The sequence below is a fragment of the Paenibacillus sp. Soil766 genome (assembly GCF_001428105.1).
Lineage (GTDB): Bacteria > Bacillota > Bacilli > Paenibacillales > NBRC-103111 > Paenibacillus_E.
Map to the genome: position 1 here is coordinate 135636 of NZ_LMSJ01000004.1, position 22140 is coordinate 157775.

Consider the following 22140-nt stretch of genomic DNA (forward strand, 5'->3'; position numbering starts at 1 on the left):
AAAAACACTTGCTAGGAACAGTATACTAAAAGCAGTGAAAGTTTGTACAGTTTTTTCTGTTTGAACTGTTTGTACAGAATTTAAGGTTGACACAAATGGTGATTATTCGTTAGACTTGTTGAAGTGGACGACATGCAAACAGAAGAAAGGAGTGAGCATATGTCGGTTATTCAAGTTAATCAGGTGACGAAAATATTTGGTCCCGATCCAACATCTGTTCTTCCGTTGCTTTCTCAGAAACAATCGAAGGAAAAGATTTATAAGGATACGAAGCATACGGTAGGAGTCAATGAGGCTAGCTTCTCCGTTGAAGCTGGTGAAATATTTGTAATTATGGGGCTCTCAGGTAGTGGTAAATCAACATTGGTTCGACTTCTGAATCGGCTGATTGAACCAACGAGTGGAAGCATAACTATTCACGGTAAGGATATCGTTCGTGTGAATGATGAAGAGCTTCGACAGGTCAGACGAGAACAAATTTCGATGGTATTTCAGAAGTTTGCCTTATTTCCTCATCGAACCGTCGCTGAGAATGTGGAATATGGGTTAGAGGTTCAGGGCTGGGATAAGAAGGAGAGACGTGCGAAAGCGCTGGATTCTTTGAATTTGGTAGGCTTACAGGCATGGGCAGACAGTAAGCCATCACAATTAAGCGGCGGTATGCAACAGCGTGTGGGTCTTGCGCGGGCTTTAGCTAATGATCCGGATATCCTGTTAATGGATGAGGCCTTCAGTGCATTAGACCCTCTTATTCGGAAGGATATGCAAGACGAGCTCGTAGAGCTGCAAGATAAAATGAAGAAGACCATCATATTCATCACGCATGATCTGGATGAGGCGCTTCGTATTGGAGATCGTATTGCGCTAATGAAAGACGGCGTGATTGTTCAAATCGGCAAACCAGAAGAAATTATGATGAACCCAGCAAATGAGTATGTCGAAAGGTTTGTGGAGGATGTTGATCTATCCAAGGTACTTACCGCATCAGCGGTTATGCGCCGACCGGAGACAATAGGACTGGATAGAGGACCGCGAGTTGCGCTTCAGCTCATGAGGCAAAGTGGGATATCTAATCTATTTATTGTAGACAAAGGCAAGAAGTTAATTGGTGTTATAACGGCGGAAGACGCTTCTGGTGCTGTTCGATATGAGAAGAGTCTAGAGGATATTGTGATTCGAGATATACCAATCGTCGGGCCCGATCAACTGCTGCATGAGTTATTTGAAGTTTGCAGCAATGCCAAGTATCCTGTGGCAGTCGTGGATAGTGATGGGAGAATTCAAGGTGTTATTGTCCGCGGTGATGTTCTGGGGGCGCTTGCAGGTAATGTGGTTGCAAGAGGGGAGTTGAATAACGGATGACCAAAGTTCCATTGGACGAATGGGTTGAAAAGATTGTTGATGGGTTAGGAGCTAACTTATCATGGCTCTTTGATTTTATGTCACTCCTCATAGAGGGAGTTGTGGATCTATTCTCTGCCGTGTTTCATTTCCCTCCTGCGCTGGTACTTATCGCTTTGATTGCGATTCTTGCTTATTATCTGGGCAAATGGCCTTTAGCACTATTCGCGGCCGTTGGATTATTGTTAGTCGATAATCTTGGCTTGTGGGAGCATACGATGGACACGCTGGCACTGGTTATGACATCGGCAGTTATTTCTATTCTAATTGGTATTCCTTTAGGTGTCTGGTGTGCCCAAAGCGATCGAGCACGAGGGATCATCACACCTGCGCTTGATTTCATGCAAACCATGCCGGCTTTCGTGTATTTAATCCCTGCTGTCACCTTTTTTGGACTGGGTGTGGTGCCTGGGGTTATTGCATCCGTTATTTTTGCTGTACCGCCGACGATTCGACTGACGAACCTGGGTATAAGGCAGGTTGCTGAAGATTTGGTTGAAGCAGCTGATGCTTTCGGCTCAACCCCTATGCAAAAATTAGTAAAGCTGCAATTCCCGTTAGCCATGCCGTCAATTATGGCTGGGATTAATCAAACGATTATGCTTGCGCTCTCGATGGTTGTTATTGCATCCATGATTGGGGCGCAGGGGGTAGGGGCTGATGTGTATAGGGCTGTTACTCAAATCAAAATTGGTCAAGGCTTTGAAGCCGGATTGGCTATTGTTGTATTAGCTATTTTACTTGATCGCATCACACAATTATGGATGAAGAAGAAAAGGAGTGTTTAAAGATGTTGAAGAAATCCGCTAAGACGTTAATGTTGGTTAGCTTGACCAGTCTACTTGTCGTGACAGGCTGTACGAAAGATAATGCTTCAGAATCTAGTGTAGGCAGCAGCGTGAATCACCAAATTATCGGTATTGATCCTGGTGCAGGATTAATGAAGCAAACGGATCAAGCGTTGAAAGACTATGAGCTTACCGATTGGAAATTAGTTGAAGGCTCTAGCGCGGCCATGGCGGCAGCGTTAGATAAAGCGTATAAAGCGAAGGAACCGATCATCGTGACGGGGTGGACACCTCATTGGATGTTCGCTAAGTATGATTTGAAATATCTGAATGATCCTAAGGGCGTATTTGGTAAGGATGAAGAGATTCATACGATTGCTCGCAAAGGTTTGAAAGAAGCAGCGGCGTCAGCATATGCAATGCTAGATCGATTTGAATGGACGCCGGAGGATATGGCTGTGGTCATGTCAGCTGTGGTTGACGGTAAGAAGCCCGAAGAAGCAGCGGCAGATTGGGTTGCGGGCCATGCAAGTAAAGTGGATACTTGGGTGAAAGATCTTACGCCAGAACAAGGTAAGAAGTTGAAATTAGCTTATGTGGCTTGGGATTCGGAGATTGCTAGCACGAATGTCGTGAAAATAGTATTGGAAACGAAGCTCGGATATAAGGTAGAAATGCTGCAAGTTGAAGCCGGACCGATGTGGGCTGGACTTGCCGATGGAAGTGCTGATGCGATTGTGGCTGCATGGCTTCCGACGACACATAAGGATTATTTCGAGAAGTATGCCGCTAAACTAGAAGATCTTGGTGCAAACTTAAAAGGGACCAAACTGGGTCTCGTTGTACCTGCCTATATGACAATTGGTTCTATTGAAGATTTGAAAACGAAATAGCCCAAATAGTAGAGAGAAGTCTATCGATAATCCTATCGGTAGGCTTTTCGTAGTAGAGAGGGGTACAATCTCGGATAATTAGGTCATTTGGAAGTGATATTTGCAAAACACACGCATACACTATTAGAGAGTCGGTTATCGGCTCACTTCGTGAAGATTTGTGATTATTTTCACAAGTATATATGTGATTAATTTCACAACCAGAGGAGTGTTGAGGCAATGAGCAAACCCAAAATTGTTATCCTAGGCGCAGGCTATGGCGGACTTGTCACAGCGATAAGACTGCAGAAGAAGATGAGAAGAAATGAGATGGACGTGACGCTAGTCAACAAACATGACTATCACTTTATTACGACGCATTTGCATATGCCGGCTGCTGGTACGGATCATCATGATAACGCACGCGTGACCATTTCGGATTTGATTGATGAGCGGAAGATTCGATTCGTGAAGTCGACGGTAAGAGAGATTCTGCCTAGTGATAAAAAGATCGTGCTGGAAGATGCTACACTTGACTATGATTATCTGGTAGTGGGACTCGGCAGTGAAACGGAGACATTCGGGATCCCAGGTATGCATGAATATGCCATGTCGATCAAAAGTATTAATAGTGTCCGCTTCATTCGGCAACACATTGAGTATATGTTCGCCAAGTCCAAGGTGGCTCCGAAGCGCAAGGATTATCTGACCTTCGTCGTTGGCGGCGCGGGTTTCACGGGTACGGAGTTCGTCGGGGAGCTGGCGGACCGCATTCCAGTTCTGTGCAAAACGTATGATGTCGATCCGGCAGATGTCCGGATTTATAATGTGGAAGCTTCTCCTTCGGCGTTGCCGCCCGGGCTGCCGGAGGATTTGATCGAATATGGCATGGAAGTGATGCGCCGCAAAGGGGTGCAGTATAAGCTATCGACCGCGATTAAGGAATGCACATCGGAAGGAGTTATTCTGAGCAACGGCGAGTATATTCGCGCAGGCACCGTAGTCTGGTCGGGAGGGATACGTGGTAATTCGTTACTGCAGGAGGCGGGTTTCGAGGTTCAGCGGGGTCGGGTTAACGTGGATAGCTGCTTGCGCTCCTATCCCTTCCCGGAGATTTTCATCACCGGCGATTGCTCGATCGTCACGAGTCCCGAGGGGACACCTTATCCGGCTAATGCGCAGATTGCTGTCCAACAGGGCTATAATGCAGCTAGGAATCTCATCCAGACGGTTCGAGGCAAAGAGATGAAGCCATTTGTGTATGATTTCAAAGGCACGGTAGCAACCTTGGGCCGCGGTGAAGCCGTTGGGTTACTCAAAGTAAAGAAAGTGAAAGGCCGCTTGGCTTTATTTATCAAAAAGATGATCGATGCCCGTTATTTATTTCTCATCGGTGGTATCCCACTCATTTGGAAGAAAATGATTTGGAAGCAGAAATCCACGACCCGCAATTATCATGTGCCAAATTAATCGCTTCGCCACGGCGGAAAAGCTGAATTGAGGAATCCGAAAGGATCTCAGTTCAGCTTTTTAATGATGTGTGAACATGCTGGTTGCGAGTAGAGTTTGGGGGGAGTGCAGTGTCGGTGTCGAATGGAAGTTACGTAAATCTCTCTGTTACTTTTACCGGCGTATAGATGGAGAACCAGAATCTGTAGTTAATTTTAAGCATTTTACCCGATAGATAGCGTTATGAAAACATCTTATTTGCTCGTCTGGTAGAGAAAACGGAAGAATTACATTATGACACAGCGATATTTCACGATATATGACCGAATTTCACTCTTTTTAATCGAAATAGGGTTATTTCGTAGCGCCATTTTTTCGTAGAATATGCATTTGGAGTAAATAGCGTTAGGGAAGCCCTCAGGGGCTAAGACTCCTTGGACTTATCCCGCGCATCCATACTTAAGTCCTCCCGAGTATCGGCTCTTTTGGATGTGATACACCTCAAAAAAACCAGTGCCATCCGTAAAATCGGATGGTAACTGGTTTTTTTTGATTTACTCGCTTATGCCTGCACGAACAGCGGTTGTTGCAAAGCTCTCTGTTGCCGCGTTCGCTGTACGTGTCTTATTCGAATAGCTCCTGTATAAGATCGAGCTACCTATGGTTAGTAGTGCAATGACCGCCATCCCCCAGATGAGGTTGTCAAAAGCACGTTCGAGCGGCAGTGATTTCTGCCAAACGAGTGCGCTCCCCGAGAGCGCAACAGCGAACGCGCCGCTGAAAAATTGCAGCAATTGGAACAAGCCCATGCCGGAGCCGATGCGATCTGTGGTCAATTGCCGGGATAGTTCATTGGATACAGTACTGGAAAGTGTTGTAAAGGAGATACTGACCAGGATGTAAAGTGCAGCAATCCAGTAAGAAGAATAGCTGGCTGTCAGGGCCAACAGCACGGTAGAGAGCAGCATCAACCATGGGACGTAACGAAGCAGTGCTGTGTTCCCATAACGGTCAATGATACGTCCGACACGATTCGACACCAGCATCGCCAGGAATGCACCAGGGAAGAGCAGCAGTCCCGAAGTAAGCGGCGCTAAGCCGAAAACCCGTGCAAGCATCTGTGGTGCAAGGAACAGGAAGCCGAAGCTGATCATGTAGGAAGACACGCCGATTGCGCTGAGCGCCATATAAGGTCTGTCGCCAAAGAGTGCAGGCAGCACGAACGGTTGTGAGGCTCGGCGAATCCGCAGTGCGAATAAGGCAATCGCCAGTACGCCCGCTATGAGGGCAACGAGACTCTTGGAAGTTAGGAAGAGCAGCAAACCCGTCGTCCCAATCCCGAGCAGCAGAGCGCCGATGAAATCGAACGAGCCGGTTTCTGGTTTTTCTTTTGGAAGCAGGATTAGAAAGATAGGAATAAGCAGCAGAGTGACCCCTGTAATGACGAACAGGAAATGCCATCCCAAATACTGAACGATCGATCCGCCTGCGACGGGACCTAGTCCCAAGCCAAGTGAAGCCGCGGAAAGGATGAGCGACATGGCTCTGCCTCTGCGAGACAACGGAATGTAGCGGGTTACGAGCACGATACCAAGCGAGGGAATCGCACCTGCGCCGGATGCTTGAATCAATCGTGTAAACAGCAACAGTCCGAAGCTGTCCGTGAACAGCCCTAGAATGGAGGCGCCGCCTAGCGAGAGCAGGGCAATGACGTAGAGCCTGCGAATAGGCACGAAGTCGGACAATCGGCTGTAGGTGATCGAAGCAATGGCGAAAATGATCGAATATCCCGTAACAATCCACGATGCCGTTGAGGGGCTGAGTTCGAATTGCACGGAGATTTTGGGCAGTGCCAGATTGAACATCATTGTGTTCATGATGACAAGTACAATGGTGAAACAGAGCAACCAGGAGACTGGCGTTTCTCGTAAGCGACTAGGCATCTCTGACGGCGTAGGTGTCGTTCTTTGATGTGAGTTAGTCGTGTGATTTGACATGGTACACCTTCCGATCCATAACTATAATATATTTTGTTACAGTTTATCATGACAGGCAGGGTGTGTCAATGAATTGACATATTTTCAACCAATGTATGAATTGAATGTTTATTCGTTTAATTATATTATTATTCATAAAAAATATGGGGGAACACGATGACACACCTGATAAGAAAAGTGGAAATCGAAGATTTGGGGGCATTAACAGAGTTGATGTATGCTTATATTGTAGGCTTTTATAAGAAGCCGAAGCCGGAGAACGCTGCTATACATCGATTGATTCGTAACCTGCTTCAAGAACAAGGCGGTATACAGTTTGTTGTCGATAAAGAGGGGGAGCTCGTCGGCTTTGCGACCTTGTATTTTGCCTGGAGTACAATGAAGGCAAACCCCATTACGATCATGAATGACCTCTTCCTGCTTGAGCCGTTTCGGGGAACGGCTGTAGAAGAAGACTTATTCCTGAAGTGCCAAATCTATTCCAAGGAAAATGGCTATGCCTATATGTCTTGGATCACCGCGCCAGACAATCATCGTGCACAACAGTTTTTTGACAAAATGGGCGGAACTCGCGTGGATTGGGCGAATTACACGATTGTTTAAAAGAAGCGGTTGATAAATAACTGGATCTCAACGACGGTCCCCGTACTTGTCAACTGCGTTGCCATGGTAGTGTCCAAAAGCGAATATTTCCTTCATCCAACGAAATATTCGCATAAAACTGTAATTTTGGCAGATTGCAACCTTGTAATTTAGTCAAAATACCCCGATTACCTGTGAGAATGGAAGATAATCAACGATTCAAGTAATTGTAAGCGAATTATTGATGGAATCGAGAGGTGGAAAGAAGCTTTTTACGTTTTTTCTCTCCTTTACTATGTTGGTAGAAGAGAGTAGTATTCAACTCGTACCTGAACAGTTGAATATTTCGCTTAATTTTCTTTTAAGAAAAGCGGGGGAACCACAAGTAACATGGGGTGAATAACGGTACGATACCAAGTACCTTTTAGGGCAGATTTCTCGCGGCCCGAATCCGGCAGCTAACCTCGTAAGCGATCGTGAGAAGGAGAACATGTGTCCAAAACACAAGGTCTATCCTTGTGTTTTTTTGCGTCTATTTTTCAGGTGTGATGAGTGAAATTGGCTTTAATTGGAGGAACAACTGCGAAATGACTAGTGATTCATTAAAAAAAATTGTGTTCGGTAAGCCGCTAAAGTCGAGCGAGATTGAGTCGGAAAAAATGCCTGTTTGGAAAGGTCTCCCTATCTTGTCGTCAGATGCCTTATCATCCGTATCGTATGGGACGGAGCAAATTCTGTTAGAGCTCGCGACAGTAGGGGTTGCTGCTTTTGCCTTTTCGCTGCCGATTGCGATTTCGATTATTGCTTTGATTCTACTGCTTGTGCTCAGCTATAGACAGGTGATCGAAGCGTACCCGATGGGCGGCGGCGCTTATATGGTTACCAAAGAAAATTTAGGCATGGCCTGGGGACGTCTCACAGGTGTGTCACTGCTAATCGATTATACCTTAACCGTGGCGGTCTCGATTTCGGCTGGTGTTCAAGCGATTACGTCCGCTTTTCCATCAGCCGTACCGTACATTGTTCCACTGACCATCCTACTAGTTTGGGTGATGGTCTGGCTGAATTTGCGAGGTACTTCCGAGTCAGGTACAGTATTCGCGATTCCAACGTACTTTTTCATTCTTTGTATCCTTTTGCTAGTAGGTAAGGGTATTTTCGATTTATTGACAGGATCCATGAATACACATGCGATCGAATTCGTACCAAGCGCCGCGACGAACTCATTAACGTTATTCGTACTGCTTAAGGCGTTCTCATCCGGTTGTTCAGCTGTTACGGGGATTGAAGCGATCTCCGATGCCGTACCCCATTTTAGAACGCCATCTGTCAAAAATGCCAAACGCACACTTGTCTCTTTAGGCGGCCTATTGGCCATCGTCTTCGGTGGTGTAACACTGATTGCCTTAGGGTATGGGGTGGCACCGGATCACAACGGTCATACATCGGTTCTTTCGATGGTGACAGAGCAAGCCTTTGGCCGAGGCACCATGTATTATGCGACGCAAATCGCGACAATGCTTATCTTAGTGCTGGCTGCGAATACAAGCTTCAATGGGTTCCCAATCTTGGCGTCAATTATGGCCCAGGACAAAAACTTCCCGCGCATGTTTTCCTTCCGTGGGGATCGCCTTTCGTACCACTATGGCATTATTACGCTAGGCGTTTTAGCCAGCTTGCTATTGATTGGCTTTAAGGGTAAAACCGATGCACTTATTCCGCTCTACGCGATTGGCGTATTTTTATCTTTTACACTTGCTCAGACGGGTTTGGTTCGTAAATGGCTCAAAGAGCGCGTATCTGGCTGGATCGGGAAGTTGATTATTAACGGCCTGGGCGGTATCGTCTCCCTTGCGGTTCTTATCATTTTCTCAGTTACCAAATTTAGCGAGGGTGCTTGGATTGTCATTATCATTACACCGATACTCCTCTGGGTCATTACGAAAATTAGTCACCATTACGACGATGTAGCCAAACAGCTGCGTATTGATATCACACAAGATCGTGTGTGTACCAAAGAGCCGGTCATTATCGTACCCGTTGCTGGGATTCACAAAGCTGTGGAGCAATCTCTGAACTATGCCAAATCGCTGTCGCCGAATGTCATTGCGTTCTATGTTTCTTTCTCGGATGAGGACGAAGAATCGATGCAGGAGAAGTGGCAGATCTGGGATCCAGGTGTTCGACTCGTTGTGTTCAAATCACGATACAGAACGATTCTGAAGCCGTTGGCTGAATTCATTGATCGCATCGACACGCATGTGTCAGAGAAGCAGTCGATCATGGTTATTCTGCCGCAATTCATGCCGAAGAAATGGTGGCACCGTCTGCTCCATAATCAATCCGCGGCGCGGATTCGTTCGAAGCTTCAAGCCGACAAGGATATCGTTGTTGCAACAGTGCCGTATCATTTACACCAATAGACGTGTACAATAATAAGGAAAACTTGTAGACGAGGTGACCTTATTATGGTGAAAAAGAAAGCAAAGATGACGCCAGCTGCGGCTAGCGTGCAAGATAAACCTGCAACGCTGAAGGATCTGCTGCGTCCGGAAATACTGGAAGGGCTCAAAGCCCAGGCTGACGCGATGAAGGCGGAAGAGCAAGCAAAGAAGGACGCAGAGAGAGCTAAGGTAGAGGCGGCTCGCAAGGCCGAAGAGAAGCGTCTTGAGAACGATTTTGCCTACCAGCTGGAGAAAAGTAAATTAGATTGGCGGAAGCATAAATGAGGGGGCGCACGATGTGCCTCCTTTTCTTTATGAGCGCGATGTTAGCGCTTGCAGGGTGTGAGGTGGAGGAGGGTGCTGGGGGTGTAGAAAAGGCGGTTGCATCTGCAGAAGTGACAATCCCGACACCACCAGTGAGCAGCCCAACAGTGTCACCTGAGCCGACGACATCATCTCATCCATCATTAGGCAGTCTAATAAATGAACCAGCCAAAGAACCAATCCAACCCGAGGTTGAGGCTGTTCCGGCCTTCGCGTCGGTGGAAGAATCCTTGATCGCCCGTTACGCCTCTGTGATACCAACGAAGTGGGGGGAGCGTGTACCCGGAGTGAAAACACGATTACATACGAAGAAGGACCAGGTGATTGCCCTTACCTTCGATGCCTGCGGCGGGAAGGAAGGCAGTGGCTATGATGAGAAGCTGATCCAGTATTTGATTCAGGAGCAGATTCCAGCTACGTTATTCATCAATGCAAGATGGATTGCTGTGAATCCGTCTATCTTTCAAGCACTGGCATCGAATCCTTTGTTTGAGATTGAAAATCATGGCACCGAGCACCGCCCTCTATCCATGACAGGCAAGCTGGCATACGGGATTGCAGGGACGAAGAACGTCCAGGAAGTCATTCATGAAATGAAAGACAATGCGGATCAGATTGAGAAGCTGACGGGGAATAGGCCCCTATTTTTCCGGTCGGGTACGGCATTTTACGATGAGGTCGCGGTATCTGTTGCGCATGATTTGGGCTTCGAACTAGCGGGGTACTCCGTGCTTGGCGATGCTGGAGCGACGTATAACACGGAGCAAGTGTACAACGCCATATCGAAGGCCTCGAGCGGGTCCATCGTCCTCGCGCATATGAATCATCCCGAGAAGGATACCGCTGAGGGGGTCATCAAAGCGATTCCGCAGCTGCGGAAACTAGGCTTCAGCTTTGTACAGCTTGCCTCTATGGAGCTTATCGGATCCTAAGAGGGAGTATTGTAATAAATAGTTTACGGGAAAGCGTTTTCATGATACTATCTTCGTAATTTGTTACATTCTCATCTATGGGGTTGTTGTCAGTATGAATAGACTGAAATTGGAAAATCCAATGAATTTGGCGTTTACAGTTCTTTTATTTTCAAGCTTTTTATTTTGCCTCTATGTTGTGTTGCCTGCGCTATCGCCAAAGTCCTTCGAGCAGACAATACCGCCAGAACGAGTAATAAGCCAAGAACAACTGGTGCCTTCTTATGAACAGTTTGCAGAACTAGTTGTTGAACAAGAAGTAAAACAAGAGGTAAAACAAGTCGTGCAACAACTAGAACTCGAAACGCAGCAACAACCCCAACCCCAACAGCAACAAGTGAATGCACTTTCTTTTATGCAAACAGATTACAGTAAACAGAAGGTTCATTATACCAACAAAGTCATTGTGCTGACCTATCATCACATTGATGACCAAGAAAACGGGATCACCATTTCTCCCCAAAGATTTAAAAGTCACATGGAAAGATTGAAGAAAGAAGATTACAACGTCATCTCCATGGAACATTTTCTTCATTTCATGAAGAGTGAGGCTCAGGTTCCTCAGAATGCGGTGTTAATCACATTTGATGATGGCTATGAATCCTTTTATACCCAGGCGTATCCAGAATTACTTCGTTTGGGCTTTCATGCTACGAAATTTATCGTTGTTGATTCTATCGACCATCCGAAGGCGCCGCGTCTAACATGGGATCAGATGAGAGAAATGAAGCAGAACGGGATGAGTTTCTATTCTCATACGTACGATCATCATGACAAAGTTAAAGCGGGTTCAGGTAATACACTTATGCCGATGCTAACAAATCCCATTTATTTGGAAAATGATAAAAGAGTTGAAACAGACGATGAATATCGAAAGAGAATTAAATTCGATCTGTTGAAGGCTGAAAATCGTATTGAGGAAGAGTTAGGACCGCAGTATCGTCTACTTGCTTTTCCTTTTGGTGCCTATAATGAAACGGTCATGGGGGTAGGAAAGGAATTAGGCATTGAACTTTTCTTCACGACCAAAGAGGGGATCAATACCAAAGGAAGTAATGAGATTAATAGAATCCATGCAGGCGCAGCCTATGTGTCAGAAGATGATTTGATGTGGAAAATGAAGTTGTATCATAAAAAGTGATGATAGGAGCCGCATTGAAGCGGCTTCTTTGTTGTTCACAAACAGGGTCTATCTTTTCTTCATCTCAAAAAACTCACAAGCTGCCCGATCGTAATAGGTCAAATCGCTTACGCGTGTCTGCACAACGACTGTCGTATCACTGAATCGTAGAACAACTGCATTGGAATCGACAATATGGTCATCTTTGAAAATCCGAACAACGCCCTGTCGGTCAATGACCTCCTGAAAATCTGCATCGGTATATAAACGTTGATTCCTTGCCATGTATGAATGATCCCCTTACCTCAATAAAATAGTTATTTTTATTGTACCACAAGGTGACGAAATGGCCGAATGGAGACGAACGCCTACGCCTAGCCGAGCATAGGATATAGCACCAATTGCTGCTTGGGCTGAGAGGGTGTGTGGTGCAGGATGGATATTCAACTTTTACCGATTCATTGGGTCTATTTAGTGTTCATTGGTTTCATTCTTACGCTTCTTGTTAAACGCAGAGATACGACGATGATTTGTGTGGTGGGTATTTTCACATTAGGGTTGTTAGCAACGGAAACGTTGAGCGGCTCTGTATCAGGTGTGTTTAACAGCTTCATTTATGCAACGAAAGAGTTGATGGGGACGATCATGATCATCTCGATTATCGTTGCCATGAGCCGCGTCCTGATTCGGACGGGGATCAATGAAACGATGGTGGCGCCGCTGACCAAGTTTCTGAGAACGCCAGCGTTAGCCTTCTGGGGTATCGGCATCATTATGATGGTGACGTCCTGGTTTTTTTGGCCTTCACCTGGGGTTGCGCTGATTGGCGCTGTGCTATTGCCAGTTGCTGTTCGCGTTGGCTTGCCGGCACTCGGTGCCGCGATGGCGATGAACCTCTTCGGACATGGGATTGCGCTGTCTGGGGACTACATTATTCAAGGAGCACCCAAATTGACAGCGGATGCAGCTGGTATTCCTGTGTCCTCCGTGATGGAGGCGAGCATTCCGCTCGTCATTGTGATGGGGCTTGTTACGACGATTACAGCATTCTGGCTGATGCGGCGTGATATGAAGAACGGCAAATGGCGCAGCGGGCTTATCGATAGCCGATTAGAGGAAAGCGGCGGGCTTGTTCCTGTTGATGAAGAGAGTAGAGTATTGATCGGGGAGCGATTGAAGCGGAGTCTAGCCATTGCAATTCCTGTGCTATTCGCTTTAGATGTCATTGCGATGTTCGTTTTGAATTTGCAAGGCGGTGATGCAACCGCTCTCGTGGGTGGCACAGCGGTGTTTATCTTAATCGCAGTCACATTAATCGCTCACCGAAATGCGGGTGTGGAGAAAATCACTTCCTATTTAATAGAAGGCTTTGTTTTCGGCTTCAAAGTTTTTGGACCCGTCATCCCGATTGCAGCCTTCTTCTATCTAGGTGACTCTGCGATTACGGATCTATTCGGCAAAATACTGCCAGAGGGTTCACACGGTATCGTGAACGACCTAGGCGTGGCACTCGCAGGTGTCGTGCCGCTCAATGGAGCCATTGGAGCCGTTACGTTAACCGTTGTCGGCGCCATTACCGGCCTCGATGGCTCCGGCTTCTCGGGTATATCCTTGGCGGGCTCCATCGCGCAGCTGTTCGCGACCGCCATTGGCTCCGGCGCAGCAGTGCTGACTGCGCTAGGGCAAGTAGCCGCCATCTGGGTCGGCGGCGGGACCTTGATCCCGTGGGCGCTCATTCCAGCCGCGGCGATCTGCGGTGTGAGTCCGTTCGAGCTCGCGCGGCGGAATCTGAAGCCTGTGCTCATCGGCTTAGCGGTGACAACGATCGTGGCGATGTTTTTGGTTTAAGCAGCGGACGAAGAAGGACGCGCACGACAGGGAAGAGGCTCCAAAGCCATGTAAGTGGCGGGGGCCTTTTTGCATCTATTTGTCAATATTCCGTCGTCTCCCGCGAAAAAAGATGCGCTTTTGCATCTTTGGCCCTCGAAGCAAACATTGGTGAATGCAGCTTGGTACTATTTCCGCCAAAAAGTCGAACAATCTGCCTTATCCGCGACATTAAACTCGATCATTTTCTCAAGTAATGAATAATCTACCGGACTACTCCACTTAATACGTACTAACTCCTTCGTGTGATCATAACCAGCTTGCACAATATCATCAGCGAAACGAAGAATTCCCACCTTTTCGGGGGCAATAGCCAAATGAGGTTTGGCCACGCTAAAGCCAATAATAAATGTGCCGTGATCGGTAAACATAGGCTGATTCCACGCGATTTTTGGCTCCAAATTCGGGAATTTCTCAGCCACCCAAGTCAAAACTTCTTCTGTACGATCCCGATGTTGCGGATTATCAATACGTCCTAAAAACTCTGCGAAAACTTCCATGATATTCCCCTCCTTCATTAGTGATGTCGTTCATTAATTAACACTTGAACCTTACGTTACGTAATGTTTTATACTACAGTTACCGGAAATTCATAAGCATATTCATTTTGGAGGGATTAGACATGAGTCAAAATAAGGAAATACTTCAAACCGCAGCGCAAGTTGGTGACCGCGAGATTGTGATCACCCGTGTAATGGATGCCTCACGCGAGCTTGTGTTTGAAGCTTGGACGAAAGAGGAGCACCTGTCGAAGTGGTGGGGGCCGCAAGGGTTTACGACAACTTCTCAGACATTTGATCTGCAACCAGGAGGTACATGGCAGTTTATCATGCATGGCCCTGATGGAGTTGATTATCCGAACACCAACGTCTTTGTTGAGATCGTTAAACCTGAGCGAATTGTCATCAAACATGCTGTATTTCCTCATTTTCAGGCGACAGCACATTTTGAGGATCTGGCAGGGAAGACCAAACTTAGGTATAGCTCCGTTTTTGAGGAAACAGCGGAGATATTCGATAAGGTGAAAACCTATGCCGTTCCAGGTGCGGAACAGACGATGGATCGTCTTGAGGAGCATCTGGCAAGTATGTCCAAGGAATAGATGTAATTAGGATACCACAAAAGGGAATTCCAAGCCCATTAGGCCGACAGTTAATTGGGTGGATTATCCAATTGCAACCATTTTTGTCTTAAACATATGAAACCACTTGGGCCTCACATCGTATCATGAGTATATGAATGACAAGGAGGCAATTTACACATGTCCATGTTCAAACGAATGCTCGCAAGCGTCGGGATCGGCGCGGCCCAAGTAGATCTCATGCTCCATCAAGATACAGTGAATGCCGGGGATGAAATCAGCGGCGTTGTTCGAATCCAAGGGGGGCGCGTCGATCAGCAAATCAATGACGTTTACGCCTTCGTGATGACACGTTACCTGAAGGAGCAGAACGATACAAAGATGCAAGTAGAAGCTCCTGTGGCCAAATTCCAACTTACCGGTGAATTTACCGCCCAGGCAGAGCAGGTTTATGAGTTTCCAGTCTCGTTCCAGCTTCCAAACATTACGCCAGCAACGTTAGGAAGAACCCCTGTATGGATACAAACAGGACTTGATATCAAAGAAGCGATTGATCCGAAGGATCAAGATCAGCTTCAAGTAAGACCACATCCACATTCCGAGGTTATCCTGGAGGCTGTGAATGAACTTGGATTCCGACTCCGCGAGGTCACTTGTGAATATGCGCCAGCTATCGGTAGAGAGAACGGATTACCTTTCGTTCAAGAATTCGAATTCGTGCCTACCATGCAATTCCGGGGTCAACTCGATGAGTTGGAAATCATCTTCTTCCCGGACGAGGACGGTGTCGACTTGCTGCTGCAGATCGATCGCAAAGCGCGAGGTCTTGCCGGCATATTTGCCGAAGCGACGGGTACGGATGAAAGGTTTGTAAGGGTACGATTCGACCGTAATCAGCTAGATTCCGGAACTAGCTATGTTGCCGATGAACTAGCCGAGTTAATTCGTAGGTACTTATAAGATTTCATAGACAAGACAATAGTCACAAACGTTAAGGAGCGTTTCCCAGTTGAGGAGAGGCTTCTTATATTTCGTGAATTCAGATCATGCAATGTAGGCTTGCCTATTGTCCATCTTTCGCAGTAAGCTTGCATATAGATGATTAGACGATGAATGACCAAGGGAGCTGAGAAAGATGGAAGCCAAATTTTGCATGAGCTGCGGAGCTGCCATGGAGACGCGTGATGTGGATGGAACGGGGAGACGGGCCTGCACAGCGTGTAGTTATGTTCATTGGGGGAATTACAGCATCGGAGTCGGTGCTCTTGTAATGAAGGATGAGAAGATATTGCTTGTGCGTAGAGCACAAGAACCAGGAAAAGGGCGCTGGACGAACCCTGGTGGCTATATTGAGCAGCATGAATTAATTCAAGATACGATTGTACGAGAAGTTATGGAAGAATCGGGAATCGAGGCATCCGTCACACGACTGGTTGCTGTGCGCGATCTGCCAAGAAGCATACATAATGTGTATATCGCATTCGAAATGTCTTATATTAGCGGAACCCCGCAGCCGGATGGCGTAGAGGTAGACGCGGCAGGCTTTTATAGCCTAGATGAAATGGCTGCCATGCCAGTGGCCGATTTCACAAAGTGGCTCATTGATGTCGCCTTGCATGCCAAAGGGGATGGTCTTATAGAGGATAAAGAACCTGTCATTCCGATGGCTGGATACGGATTGTACCGTGTGCCCAAGGTTAGCAACGTATGATTGGGCTTCGCGGACATCACCTGCTCTGTTTGTTAGGCTACCGAGGAATGGGCTATTCCCCAGCGTTTTGCGAAAATATGACGATGGTCTACGAACAGCTCCGCACAGAGCCTGAAACGATGATTCGCGTCGTGCTCGGACCTGACGATCTGTGCGCGGAATTTCCGAAGGATGAAGTTGCGCATTGCGAGAATCGGACGGTGTATCAGCGGGATGCGGAGATTGTTGCCAAGCTCGGCTTGGAGGTGGGGATGGAGCGGACTTGGTCCACCATTTGCGGTCAAGTTGCTCTAGAAGTAAGGCCGACAGATATCAGCAATCTCTGTGCGACATGCCGTTGGGAGCCTTACGGTGTTTGTGCAGAAGGCGTTCGTATCATAGGGGAAGGCGGCGCATTGCCGCCTGTGCCCAAGAAATAAAAGGACCTGCGCGTAAGCGCAAGTCCTTTTTTCATACAAAAATACTGACATCAGAGCCCATTTCCAGCTTCTCGGCTGGGGAAGTAAGAATATTAGCGACCATCCGCATCTCGTCGATGGGTTGTAGATAAGATCTTAATTGGCGACTATCCTTCTGTTCCGGTTGCAGCCACTTCTCCATCTGTTCCTCATCCAGAATAGCTGGCATGCTTGCGTGGTACGGCGAGACGATGGAATTGGATTCCGTCATAAGCATCATACATGTACGAAGCTCTTCTTCCCCTGAAGGGGCTTGCCAAATATCGTACAGCCCAGCAATACCGAACGTGCCGCTCCGCATTTTGAAACGAATCCACTCCGTCTCTTTACCCTCGGTTCGCCCGACATAGAAGCTGCTGCAAGGGATGACACAACGTTGCTTTTTGACGATGCGCTCGAACACGATGTTGGAGAAAATGGAATTGCGATCTCCGCATACAGCGTCCTTCGCCCAGAAAGGCATCAAACCCCAGCGGAATTCATCTAATAAACGTTCTCCCTTGCGATTGATCATCACGGCTGATACAGATTCAGTTGGGCGCACCTCATACCGATTGGAACTGTAAGATAAGAGCCGATCTACGCGGAATTGCTTCATGACTTCGTGAACATCAGCCAGAATGGCTATGGAATGACACATGATTAACACCTCATTTGATTTTGGTTCTTCTCATTATTTTCCTATTGCAACCAATTCATGTATGAGGCTTAACACTTTTTTCCACGGCAGCTTCAAATGAAAAAAACCAGCAGCACATAGCTTCTGGTTGTGAAGGTTATTCGGCTAGGGGCACTTGAATATCGGCTGCATGCACATAGATGCGGTTCTTGCCGTTACGTTTGGCGGTGTACAAGCACTCATCGACAAGCTGAAACCATGCTTTTTTCATCGTATTTCGATTATAGGTTGCGAGCCCAATACTCATCGTCAGCTTCTGATCAGGCATTTCTGGGATGACCGTATTGCGTATCGAGTCCATAATTTTTTCGCAAATGGCTAACACATCTTGATGCGATTTCCCAACGAATAATACGGCAAACTCCTCGCCGCCATAGCGAAATGACATATCATCCGGACCAAGTACTTCCTTCAGAATGGAGCCGATCGTTTTGAGAACAACATCGCCAACCCAATGACCATAATTATCATTAATGAGCTTGAAATTATCGATATCCATCAAGGCGAGCTCCAGAGCGGTATCATGGGGCATGTGTGAAATGAGGTGATCCGTATGCTCTTGGAAAGAACGGTGATTAAACAACTCGGTAAGCGCATCAACCTTGGAAAGACGATCAATCATGACGTTGCGAATCAGCAAATCTTGCTCACGGACGACGGAGTGTTTGAGCTTGTCAATCAGTTCGAGTCCACGGCTCATAATGGCAAAACAAAGCAAAGAAGTTGCGGTCAATGTGGTCAAAGAGACGATAATTTCGTAAGGGTTCGTTGATTGTCCCTGTAACATCGGTACAAGCATTAGAATGAATAGATAGACAACACCCAGACCGAATGCAAAAATAATATATTTTTTATGAAAATAAATCGAGGCTAATAAAATCGGCATGCAAAGCAGTTCATAGCTGTGTGTCATTTCAGGAATACAAAGGATGAAAATACTAACCATGGTCATAGTCCATACGATCATGATAAACTCACTATAGTTCTTCAAATAGTGGATGGCCATATAACCTAGGCCCATAAGAAGAAGCTGTAACGTCGTAGGGAGAAGTTGAAAACGCATAAAGCTATTAAACCAATTCGACGGCTGCTCGATAATTTCGTAGCTTAGAGCAATCATAGCAGCTGCTTCATAAATGATGAGGATCCACCATAACGTTAGAATGAGTTTTCGATTCCAAGTTGGATCATGTGCTGGAAATTGTTCCATCAAAAGGTGGCCACTTTCCTTTCAGGGCAGTAGGTGTCGAAATGAATTGTGCCTTTCCTGATATTGTAAAGAATAACCCCCTCTTTAGGCAAGCTATTAATGATGTTAATCGAATCGTTTTGAAAAAATATATATAGTCATTGGGGAGGCCTATGACAGCTCTAGGGTATGTGCATGCATGGGAACATTATAAGGATGAGCTTCAACTGCTAGATAAGAAGCTGGAACTTCTCTATAAGCGTCGTCAAAAGCTTACGCCTGATCCGCAAACGGATTCATTCCGCGGGATGTTCGTTTCGGAAGACGAATTTATTCGTCTCATTGGCGGATTTGGCAATGAAGAAGAGATTGATGAGGATGAGCAAGACGTACTCAGTATGATAGAGCAGCTAGAGAGTGCCATTGTAAGTCGTCTTGCAGAGAGCCGTAAGGGCGGCGCATTTCTGCCGTTGATTTATTTATCCAGCGTCTTTGGCTTCTCGACTGTAGAGGAACGCATCGTCATGCTGGGGCTTGCAGTGGAATTAGATCGGAAATATGAGCGGATTTTTGGCTTTCTATTAGACGACCTAACTAGCAAAACGCCGAATATTAGCTTGGCATTGCAAATTGCTTGTCCAAGTCCGGAGGACATGAGGGCTGCGCGTACAACCTTTAGCGCACCCGACGGTCGATTGGCTCGCTATGTGCTGCATCCTGACACATTGGTCGTCAGTGGCCAAACACTGTTGTCCAGACCCTTGCAGCTGGATAAGCGGATTGTGACTTTCTTGCTGGATTCAGGCGAGCTGGATCCCAAACTCAAGCCAGCTGTCGAGATCATCTACCCGGATGATGAGATTCCCCCTCTGCTTGTCCAGGAAGAATTCCAGCAACGCTTACGCGGCTTTATTGCTGAGGCGTATGAAGCACCAGCAGCTGAACGCAAACGGCTTGCCTTTCATCTCTGGGGGAATGCTGGTGCTGGCAAAAAACTGCAGGTGAAGCATCTTAGCCGCTCTTTCCATAAGCCGCTGCTGTTGGTTGATCTTGCTGATGTGCAGCTGCATGCGGCGGTCTTTGAAGATCAGATTAGCATAATTATACGCGAAGCGATTCTTCATCAAGCCATCCTGTGCTTCACACGGCTAGAGGTGCTTTATCCTGCAGAGCCGGATCTAGCTGCGCAGCAGCGGCTGGGGCGTTTTCACGAGCTGCTTGACGGCTACGGCGGCATGGTGTTTCTCTTAGCCGGGCGGTTCAACCGGCTGAGCTGGAAGCCCAAGGAGCGGCTGCTCCTTGAACATGAACTTGCCGTGCCGGACGAAGGCGGACGCGAGCGCCTTTGGCAGACATTCGCACAGGAGATCGGCGCCGGCTCGGATATAGACTATCGGGTGATGAGCGGGAAATTCCGCTTCACCCCGGGGCAAATACGCCGCGCGCTGTCGCTCGCGCGCGGGTACTCCTCCTGGCAGGCGGCAACTGCCGGGGCCGGTACTTCGGGCGCGCTGCGCAGCGACGCGCTGTATAAGGCGTGCTACCAGCAGGTGCAGCACAAGCTGGAGCGCAAAGCGACGCGCATTGAGCCTCGCTATGGGTTTGGGGATGTGATCCTCCCGCCCGAGCAGAAGGATCAGCTCCGCAACGCGTGCAATCAAGTGAAGTATCGCGGCGTCGTGTATAGCGATTGGGGCTTCGAGAAGAAGCTGGCCTACGGCAAAGGGCTCAGCATGCTCTTCGCCGGTCCGCCAGGCACTGGGAAGACGATGTCAGCACAGGTCGTAGCCGGCGACTTGCAGCTTGAGCTGTATAAGGTTGACCTCTCGCAGGTGATCAGCAAATACATCGGTGAAACCGAGAAGAACTTGCACGAAATCTTCGAAGAAGCGCAGCTGAGTAACGCGGTGCTGTTCTTTGATGAAACGGATGCGCTTTTCGGTAAACGTTCCGAAGTGAAAGATTCACACGATAAGTACGCGAACATCGAAACGGCCTATCTGCTTCAAAAAATGGAAGAGTACCAAGGCATCACTGTGCTCGCTACCAATCTATTAAATAACATTGATGAGGCCTTTCTGAGGCGGATCAATTATGTCATTAAATTCCCATTTCCGGATAGTGAATACCGCGAGAAAATTTGGCAATCCATGTTCCCGCCAGCAGCGCCGCTTAGCGATGATGTTGATTTCAAATATCTTGCGCAGCGCTATGAGATTGCAGGAGGGAACATTAAGAACGTCGTTCTTTCTTCTGCATTTTTGGCAGCGGAGTCAGGTGAATCCATCCGAATGCAGCATATTATCAAATCAATTCGGCATGAGCTGCAGAAATCGGGCAAAATTCTCGCTCGACAGGAGTGGGAGGATTACTAGAATAGTAGACAAAGGACAATTTTACAATTTTGTGAGATTGTCCTTTGTCGGTTATATACACCGATTTCTAGTCAAAAAACGCCATTTTCCGGGATAAAAACATAAATAAATACTAGAATCCTATAGTCAACCCGACGGTTTACATTTATAATAGAAAAAGATACACAATGTGACAGATTAAGCATCTTTTTTACATGATTTATAGGTATTTAGAGGCAGGAAGTGACACTCATAGGCAATTATTCTGTCATCGCTGATGTAAGCGCATCTTTAATCAAGCTACTTAGAGAAAACATGACCCCAGATCCCATTCCGCAACCAGAAATGATTGGACTCGCATCACCCGTAGATAAAGGGGATTTCTATCTTTCACTCTATCTATATAACGTTCGTGAGAGCGGCAATAATCGCCAAACCCATATGATTGCTAGAGGGACGAATGAGATTCAGTTTCCTCCGATGGTTGTCGATTTAAGTTACATGGTCACGGTACAATCGCCAGCTGAGCTTTCTTCGAGAGCCTTGGATGAGCATCGGATTCTTGGCAGAGCGATGCAAGTATTCTACGATCATTCCATTCTTCGTGGTTCGATGACAGTGGGCACATTGGCTGAGCAAGATGAAGAAGTTCGTATTAACATGGATCCTTTTAAAGGTGAGAGCCTCATGAACATGTGGAATTTCTCAGACACCCCTTACAGACTCTCAGTTGCTTACACAGTGGGGCCAGTACATATTGATTCTACGCGCATCAGAACAACAAAAAGGGTTTCGGAAACCGATTTTCGTATTCAAGGTTAGGAGGATTCCAC

Annotated in this window: 21 protein-coding genes and 1 riboswitch; of the genes, 16 read left to right on the forward strand and 5 right to left on the reverse strand. The window is 47.0% G+C overall.

Annotation, left to right across the window (positions count from 1 at the left end; genetic code table 11):
• Nucleotides 1-159: 159 nt before the first annotated feature.
• The 4 genes from ASG89_RS04500 to ASG89_RS04515 all read left to right on the forward strand — a co-directional run bounded on the left by ASG89_RS04500 (nt 160) and on the right by ASG89_RS04515 (nt 4531).
• Nucleotides 160-1362: a quaternary amine ABC transporter ATP-binding protein gene (locus tag ASG89_RS04500; protein WP_057309114.1), complete on the forward strand. Its 1203-nt coding sequence runs from the start codon at nt 160-162 to the stop codon at nt 1360-1362.
• On the forward strand, nt 1359-2189 hold the full coding sequence (locus ASG89_RS04505; RefSeq protein ID WP_057309116.1) for an ABC transporter permease: 831 nt from the start codon (nt 1359-1361) through the stop codon (nt 2187-2189). The genes ASG89_RS04500 and ASG89_RS04505 overlap by 4 nt, the downstream gene beginning before the upstream one ends.
• A 5-nt stretch (nt 2190-2194) precedes the next feature.
• A complete protein-coding gene (locus ASG89_RS04510; protein ID WP_057309224.1) occupies nt 2195-3082 on the forward strand; it encodes a glycine betaine ABC transporter substrate-binding protein in 888 nt (295 codons plus the stop codon).
• Nucleotides 3083-3301: 219 nt separating this feature from the next.
• Nucleotides 3302-4531 (forward strand): NAD(P)/FAD-dependent oxidoreductase, encoded by a 1230-nt coding sequence (locus ASG89_RS04515; protein ID WP_057309118.1) that lies wholly within the window; start codon nt 3302-3304, stop codon nt 4529-4531.
• 533 nt (nt 4532-5064) lie between these two features.
• Here ASG89_RS04515 and ASG89_RS04520 read toward each other — a convergent pair.
• The gene (locus tag ASG89_RS04520) at nt 5065-6387 is read right to left on the reverse strand and encodes an MFS transporter (protein WP_235549595.1); all 1323 of its coding nucleotides are present in this window, start codon (nt 6385-6387) and stop codon (nt 5065-5067) included.
• Between the two features lie 276 nt (nt 6388-6663).
• Between ASG89_RS04520 and ASG89_RS04525 the strand changes: the two genes are divergently transcribed.
• From ASG89_RS04525 to ASG89_RS04545, 5 genes are all read left to right on the forward strand, one after another.
• A complete protein-coding gene (locus tag ASG89_RS04525) occupies nt 6664-7110 on the forward strand; it encodes a GNAT family N-acetyltransferase (RefSeq protein ID WP_057309122.1) in 447 nt (148 codons plus the stop codon).
• Between the two features lie 316 nt (nt 7111-7426).
• Nucleotides 7427-7577, forward strand: a riboswitch (cyclic di-AMP (ydaO/yuaA leader).
• A 99-nt stretch (nt 7578-7676) separates the two neighbouring features.
• Complete coding sequence (locus ASG89_RS04530; protein ID WP_057309123.1) at nt 7677-9512, forward strand: APC family permease; 1836 nt, start codon at nt 7677-7679, stop codon at nt 9510-9512.
• Nucleotides 9513-9557: 45 nt separating this feature from the next.
• Complete coding sequence (locus tag ASG89_RS04535; RefSeq protein ID WP_057309125.1) at nt 9558-9818, forward strand: YqkE family protein; 261 nt, start codon at nt 9558-9560, stop codon at nt 9816-9818.
• Between the two features lie 29 nt (nt 9819-9847).
• Nucleotides 9848-10789, forward strand: coding sequence for a polysaccharide deacetylase family protein (locus ASG89_RS04540; protein WP_235549596.1), 942 nt, complete (start codon nt 9848-9850; stop codon nt 10787-10789).
• A gap of 94 nt (nt 10790-10883) precedes the next feature.
• Complete coding sequence (locus ASG89_RS04545) at nt 10884-11969, forward strand: polysaccharide deacetylase family protein (protein ID WP_057309127.1); 1086 nt, start codon at nt 10884-10886, stop codon at nt 11967-11969.
• A 48-nt stretch (nt 11970-12017) separates the two neighbouring features.
• Here ASG89_RS04545 and ASG89_RS04550 read toward each other — a convergent pair whose 3' ends face one another.
• Entirely contained in the window at nt 12018-12233 is a 216-nt protein-coding gene (locus ASG89_RS04550; RefSeq protein ID WP_057309129.1) for a hypothetical protein, read from the reverse strand.
• Nucleotides 12234-12383: 150 nt separating this feature from the next.
• On the opposite strand from ASG89_RS04550, the gene ASG89_RS04555 reads away from it, so the two are divergent.
• Nucleotides 12384-13796, forward strand: a complete 1413-nt coding sequence (locus ASG89_RS04555) for a hypothetical protein (RefSeq protein WP_057309131.1) — start codon at nt 12384-12386, stop codon at nt 13794-13796.
• A 167-nt stretch (nt 13797-13963) separates the two neighbouring features.
• On the opposite strand, the gene ASG89_RS04560 is transcribed toward ASG89_RS04555, so the two are convergent.
• Complete coding sequence (locus tag ASG89_RS04560; protein ID WP_057309132.1) at nt 13964-14335, reverse strand: iron chaperone; 372 nt, start codon at nt 14333-14335, stop codon at nt 13964-13966.
• Between the two features lie 122 nt (nt 14336-14457).
• On the opposite strand from ASG89_RS04560, the gene ASG89_RS04565 reads away from it, so the two are divergent.
• The 4 genes from ASG89_RS04565 (at nt 14458) to ASG89_RS04580 (ending at nt 17046) form a co-directional block, all read left to right on the forward strand.
• Nucleotides 14458-14937, forward strand: coding sequence for an SRPBCC family protein (locus ASG89_RS04565; RefSeq protein WP_057309133.1), 480 nt, complete (start codon nt 14458-14460; stop codon nt 14935-14937).
• Nucleotides 14938-15096: 159 nt separating this feature from the next.
• On the forward strand, nt 15097-15876 hold the full coding sequence (locus ASG89_RS04570; RefSeq protein WP_057309134.1) for a sporulation protein: 780 nt from the start codon (nt 15097-15099) through the stop codon (nt 15874-15876).
• A 175-nt stretch (nt 15877-16051) separates the two neighbouring features.
• Entirely contained in the window at nt 16052-16627 is a 576-nt protein-coding gene (locus ASG89_RS04575) for an NUDIX hydrolase (RefSeq protein ID WP_057309136.1), read from the forward strand.
• Nucleotides 16624-17046, forward strand: coding sequence for a DUF1284 domain-containing protein (locus ASG89_RS04580; RefSeq protein ID WP_057309138.1), 423 nt, complete (start codon nt 16624-16626; stop codon nt 17044-17046). Before ASG89_RS04575 ends, ASG89_RS04580 begins: the two co-directional genes overlap by 4 nt.
• Nucleotides 17047-17077: 31 nt before the next feature.
• Here the strand turns inward: ASG89_RS04580 and ASG89_RS04585 are convergent, their stop codons facing one another.
• Nucleotides 17078-17725, reverse strand: coding sequence for an SOS response-associated peptidase (locus ASG89_RS04585; protein WP_057309140.1), 648 nt, complete (start codon nt 17723-17725; stop codon nt 17078-17080).
• 136 nt (nt 17726-17861) lie between these two features.
• On the reverse strand, nt 17862-18974 hold the full coding sequence (locus tag ASG89_RS04590) for a GGDEF domain-containing protein (protein WP_057309142.1): 1113 nt from the start codon (nt 18972-18974) through the stop codon (nt 17862-17864).
• 152 nt (nt 18975-19126) lie between these two features.
• Between ASG89_RS04590 and ASG89_RS04595 the strand changes: the two genes are divergently transcribed.
• Entirely contained in the window at nt 19127-21328 is a 2202-nt protein-coding gene (locus ASG89_RS04595; protein ID WP_057309144.1) for an ATP-binding protein, read from the forward strand.
• A 222-nt stretch (nt 21329-21550) separates the two neighbouring features.
• Entirely contained in the window at nt 21551-22129 is a 579-nt protein-coding gene (locus tag ASG89_RS04600; protein ID WP_268795579.1) for a DUF4255 domain-containing protein, read from the forward strand.
• Nucleotides 22130-22140 lie beyond the last annotated feature (11 nt).

Coding starts and splice junctions, on each gene's coding strand:
- ASG89_RS04500 (WP_057309114.1), top strand. CDS start 160: ATGTCGGTTATTCAAGTTAATCAGGTGACGAAAATATTTGGTCCCGAT.
- ASG89_RS04505 (WP_057309116.1), top strand. CDS start 1,359: ATGACCAAAGTTCCATTGGACGAATGGGTTGAAAAGATTGTTGATGGG.
- ASG89_RS04515 (WP_057309118.1), top strand. CDS start 3,302: ATGAGCAAACCCAAAATTGTTATCCTAGGCGCAGGCTATGGCGGACTT.
- ASG89_RS04520 (WP_235549595.1), bottom strand. CDS start 6,387: ATGAACACAATGATGTTCAATCTGGCACTGCCCAAAATCTCCGTGCAA.
- ASG89_RS04525 (WP_057309122.1), top strand. CDS start 6,664: ATGACACACCTGATAAGAAAAGTGGAAATCGAAGATTTGGGGGCATTA.
- ASG89_RS04530 (WP_057309123.1), top strand. CDS start 7,677: ATGACTAGTGATTCATTAAAAAAAATTGTGTTCGGTAAGCCGCTAAAG.
- ASG89_RS04535 (WP_057309125.1), top strand. CDS start 9,558: ATGGTGAAAAAGAAAGCAAAGATGACGCCAGCTGCGGCTAGCGTGCAA.
- ASG89_RS04540 (WP_235549596.1), top strand. CDS start 9,848: ATGAGCGCGATGTTAGCGCTTGCAGGGTGTGAGGTGGAGGAGGGTGCT.
- ASG89_RS04545 (WP_057309127.1), top strand. CDS start 10,884: ATGAATAGACTGAAATTGGAAAATCCAATGAATTTGGCGTTTACAGTT.
- ASG89_RS04550 (WP_057309129.1), bottom strand. CDS start 12,233: ATGGCAAGGAATCAACGTTTATATACCGATGCAGATTTTCAGGAGGTC.
- ASG89_RS04555 (WP_057309131.1), top strand. CDS start 12,384: ATGGATATTCAACTTTTACCGATTCATTGGGTCTATTTAGTGTTCATT.
- ASG89_RS04560 (WP_057309132.1), bottom strand. CDS start 14,335: ATGGAAGTTTTCGCAGAGTTTTTAGGACGTATTGATAATCCGCAACAT.
- ASG89_RS04565 (WP_057309133.1), top strand. CDS start 14,458: ATGAGTCAAAATAAGGAAATACTTCAAACCGCAGCGCAAGTTGGTGAC.
- ASG89_RS04570 (WP_057309134.1), top strand. CDS start 15,097: ATGTCCATGTTCAAACGAATGCTCGCAAGCGTCGGGATCGGCGCGGCC.
- ASG89_RS04575 (WP_057309136.1), top strand. CDS start 16,052: ATGGAAGCCAAATTTTGCATGAGCTGCGGAGCTGCCATGGAGACGCGT.
- ASG89_RS04580 (WP_057309138.1), top strand. CDS start 16,624: ATGATTGGGCTTCGCGGACATCACCTGCTCTGTTTGTTAGGCTACCGA.
- ASG89_RS04585 (WP_057309140.1), bottom strand. CDS start 17,725: ATGTGTCATTCCATAGCCATTCTGGCTGATGTTCACGAAGTCATGAAG.
- ASG89_RS04590 (WP_057309142.1), bottom strand. CDS start 18,974: ATGGAACAATTTCCAGCACATGATCCAACTTGGAATCGAAAACTCATT.
- ASG89_RS04595 (WP_057309144.1), top strand. CDS start 19,127: ATGACAGCTCTAGGGTATGTGCATGCATGGGAACATTATAAGGATGAG.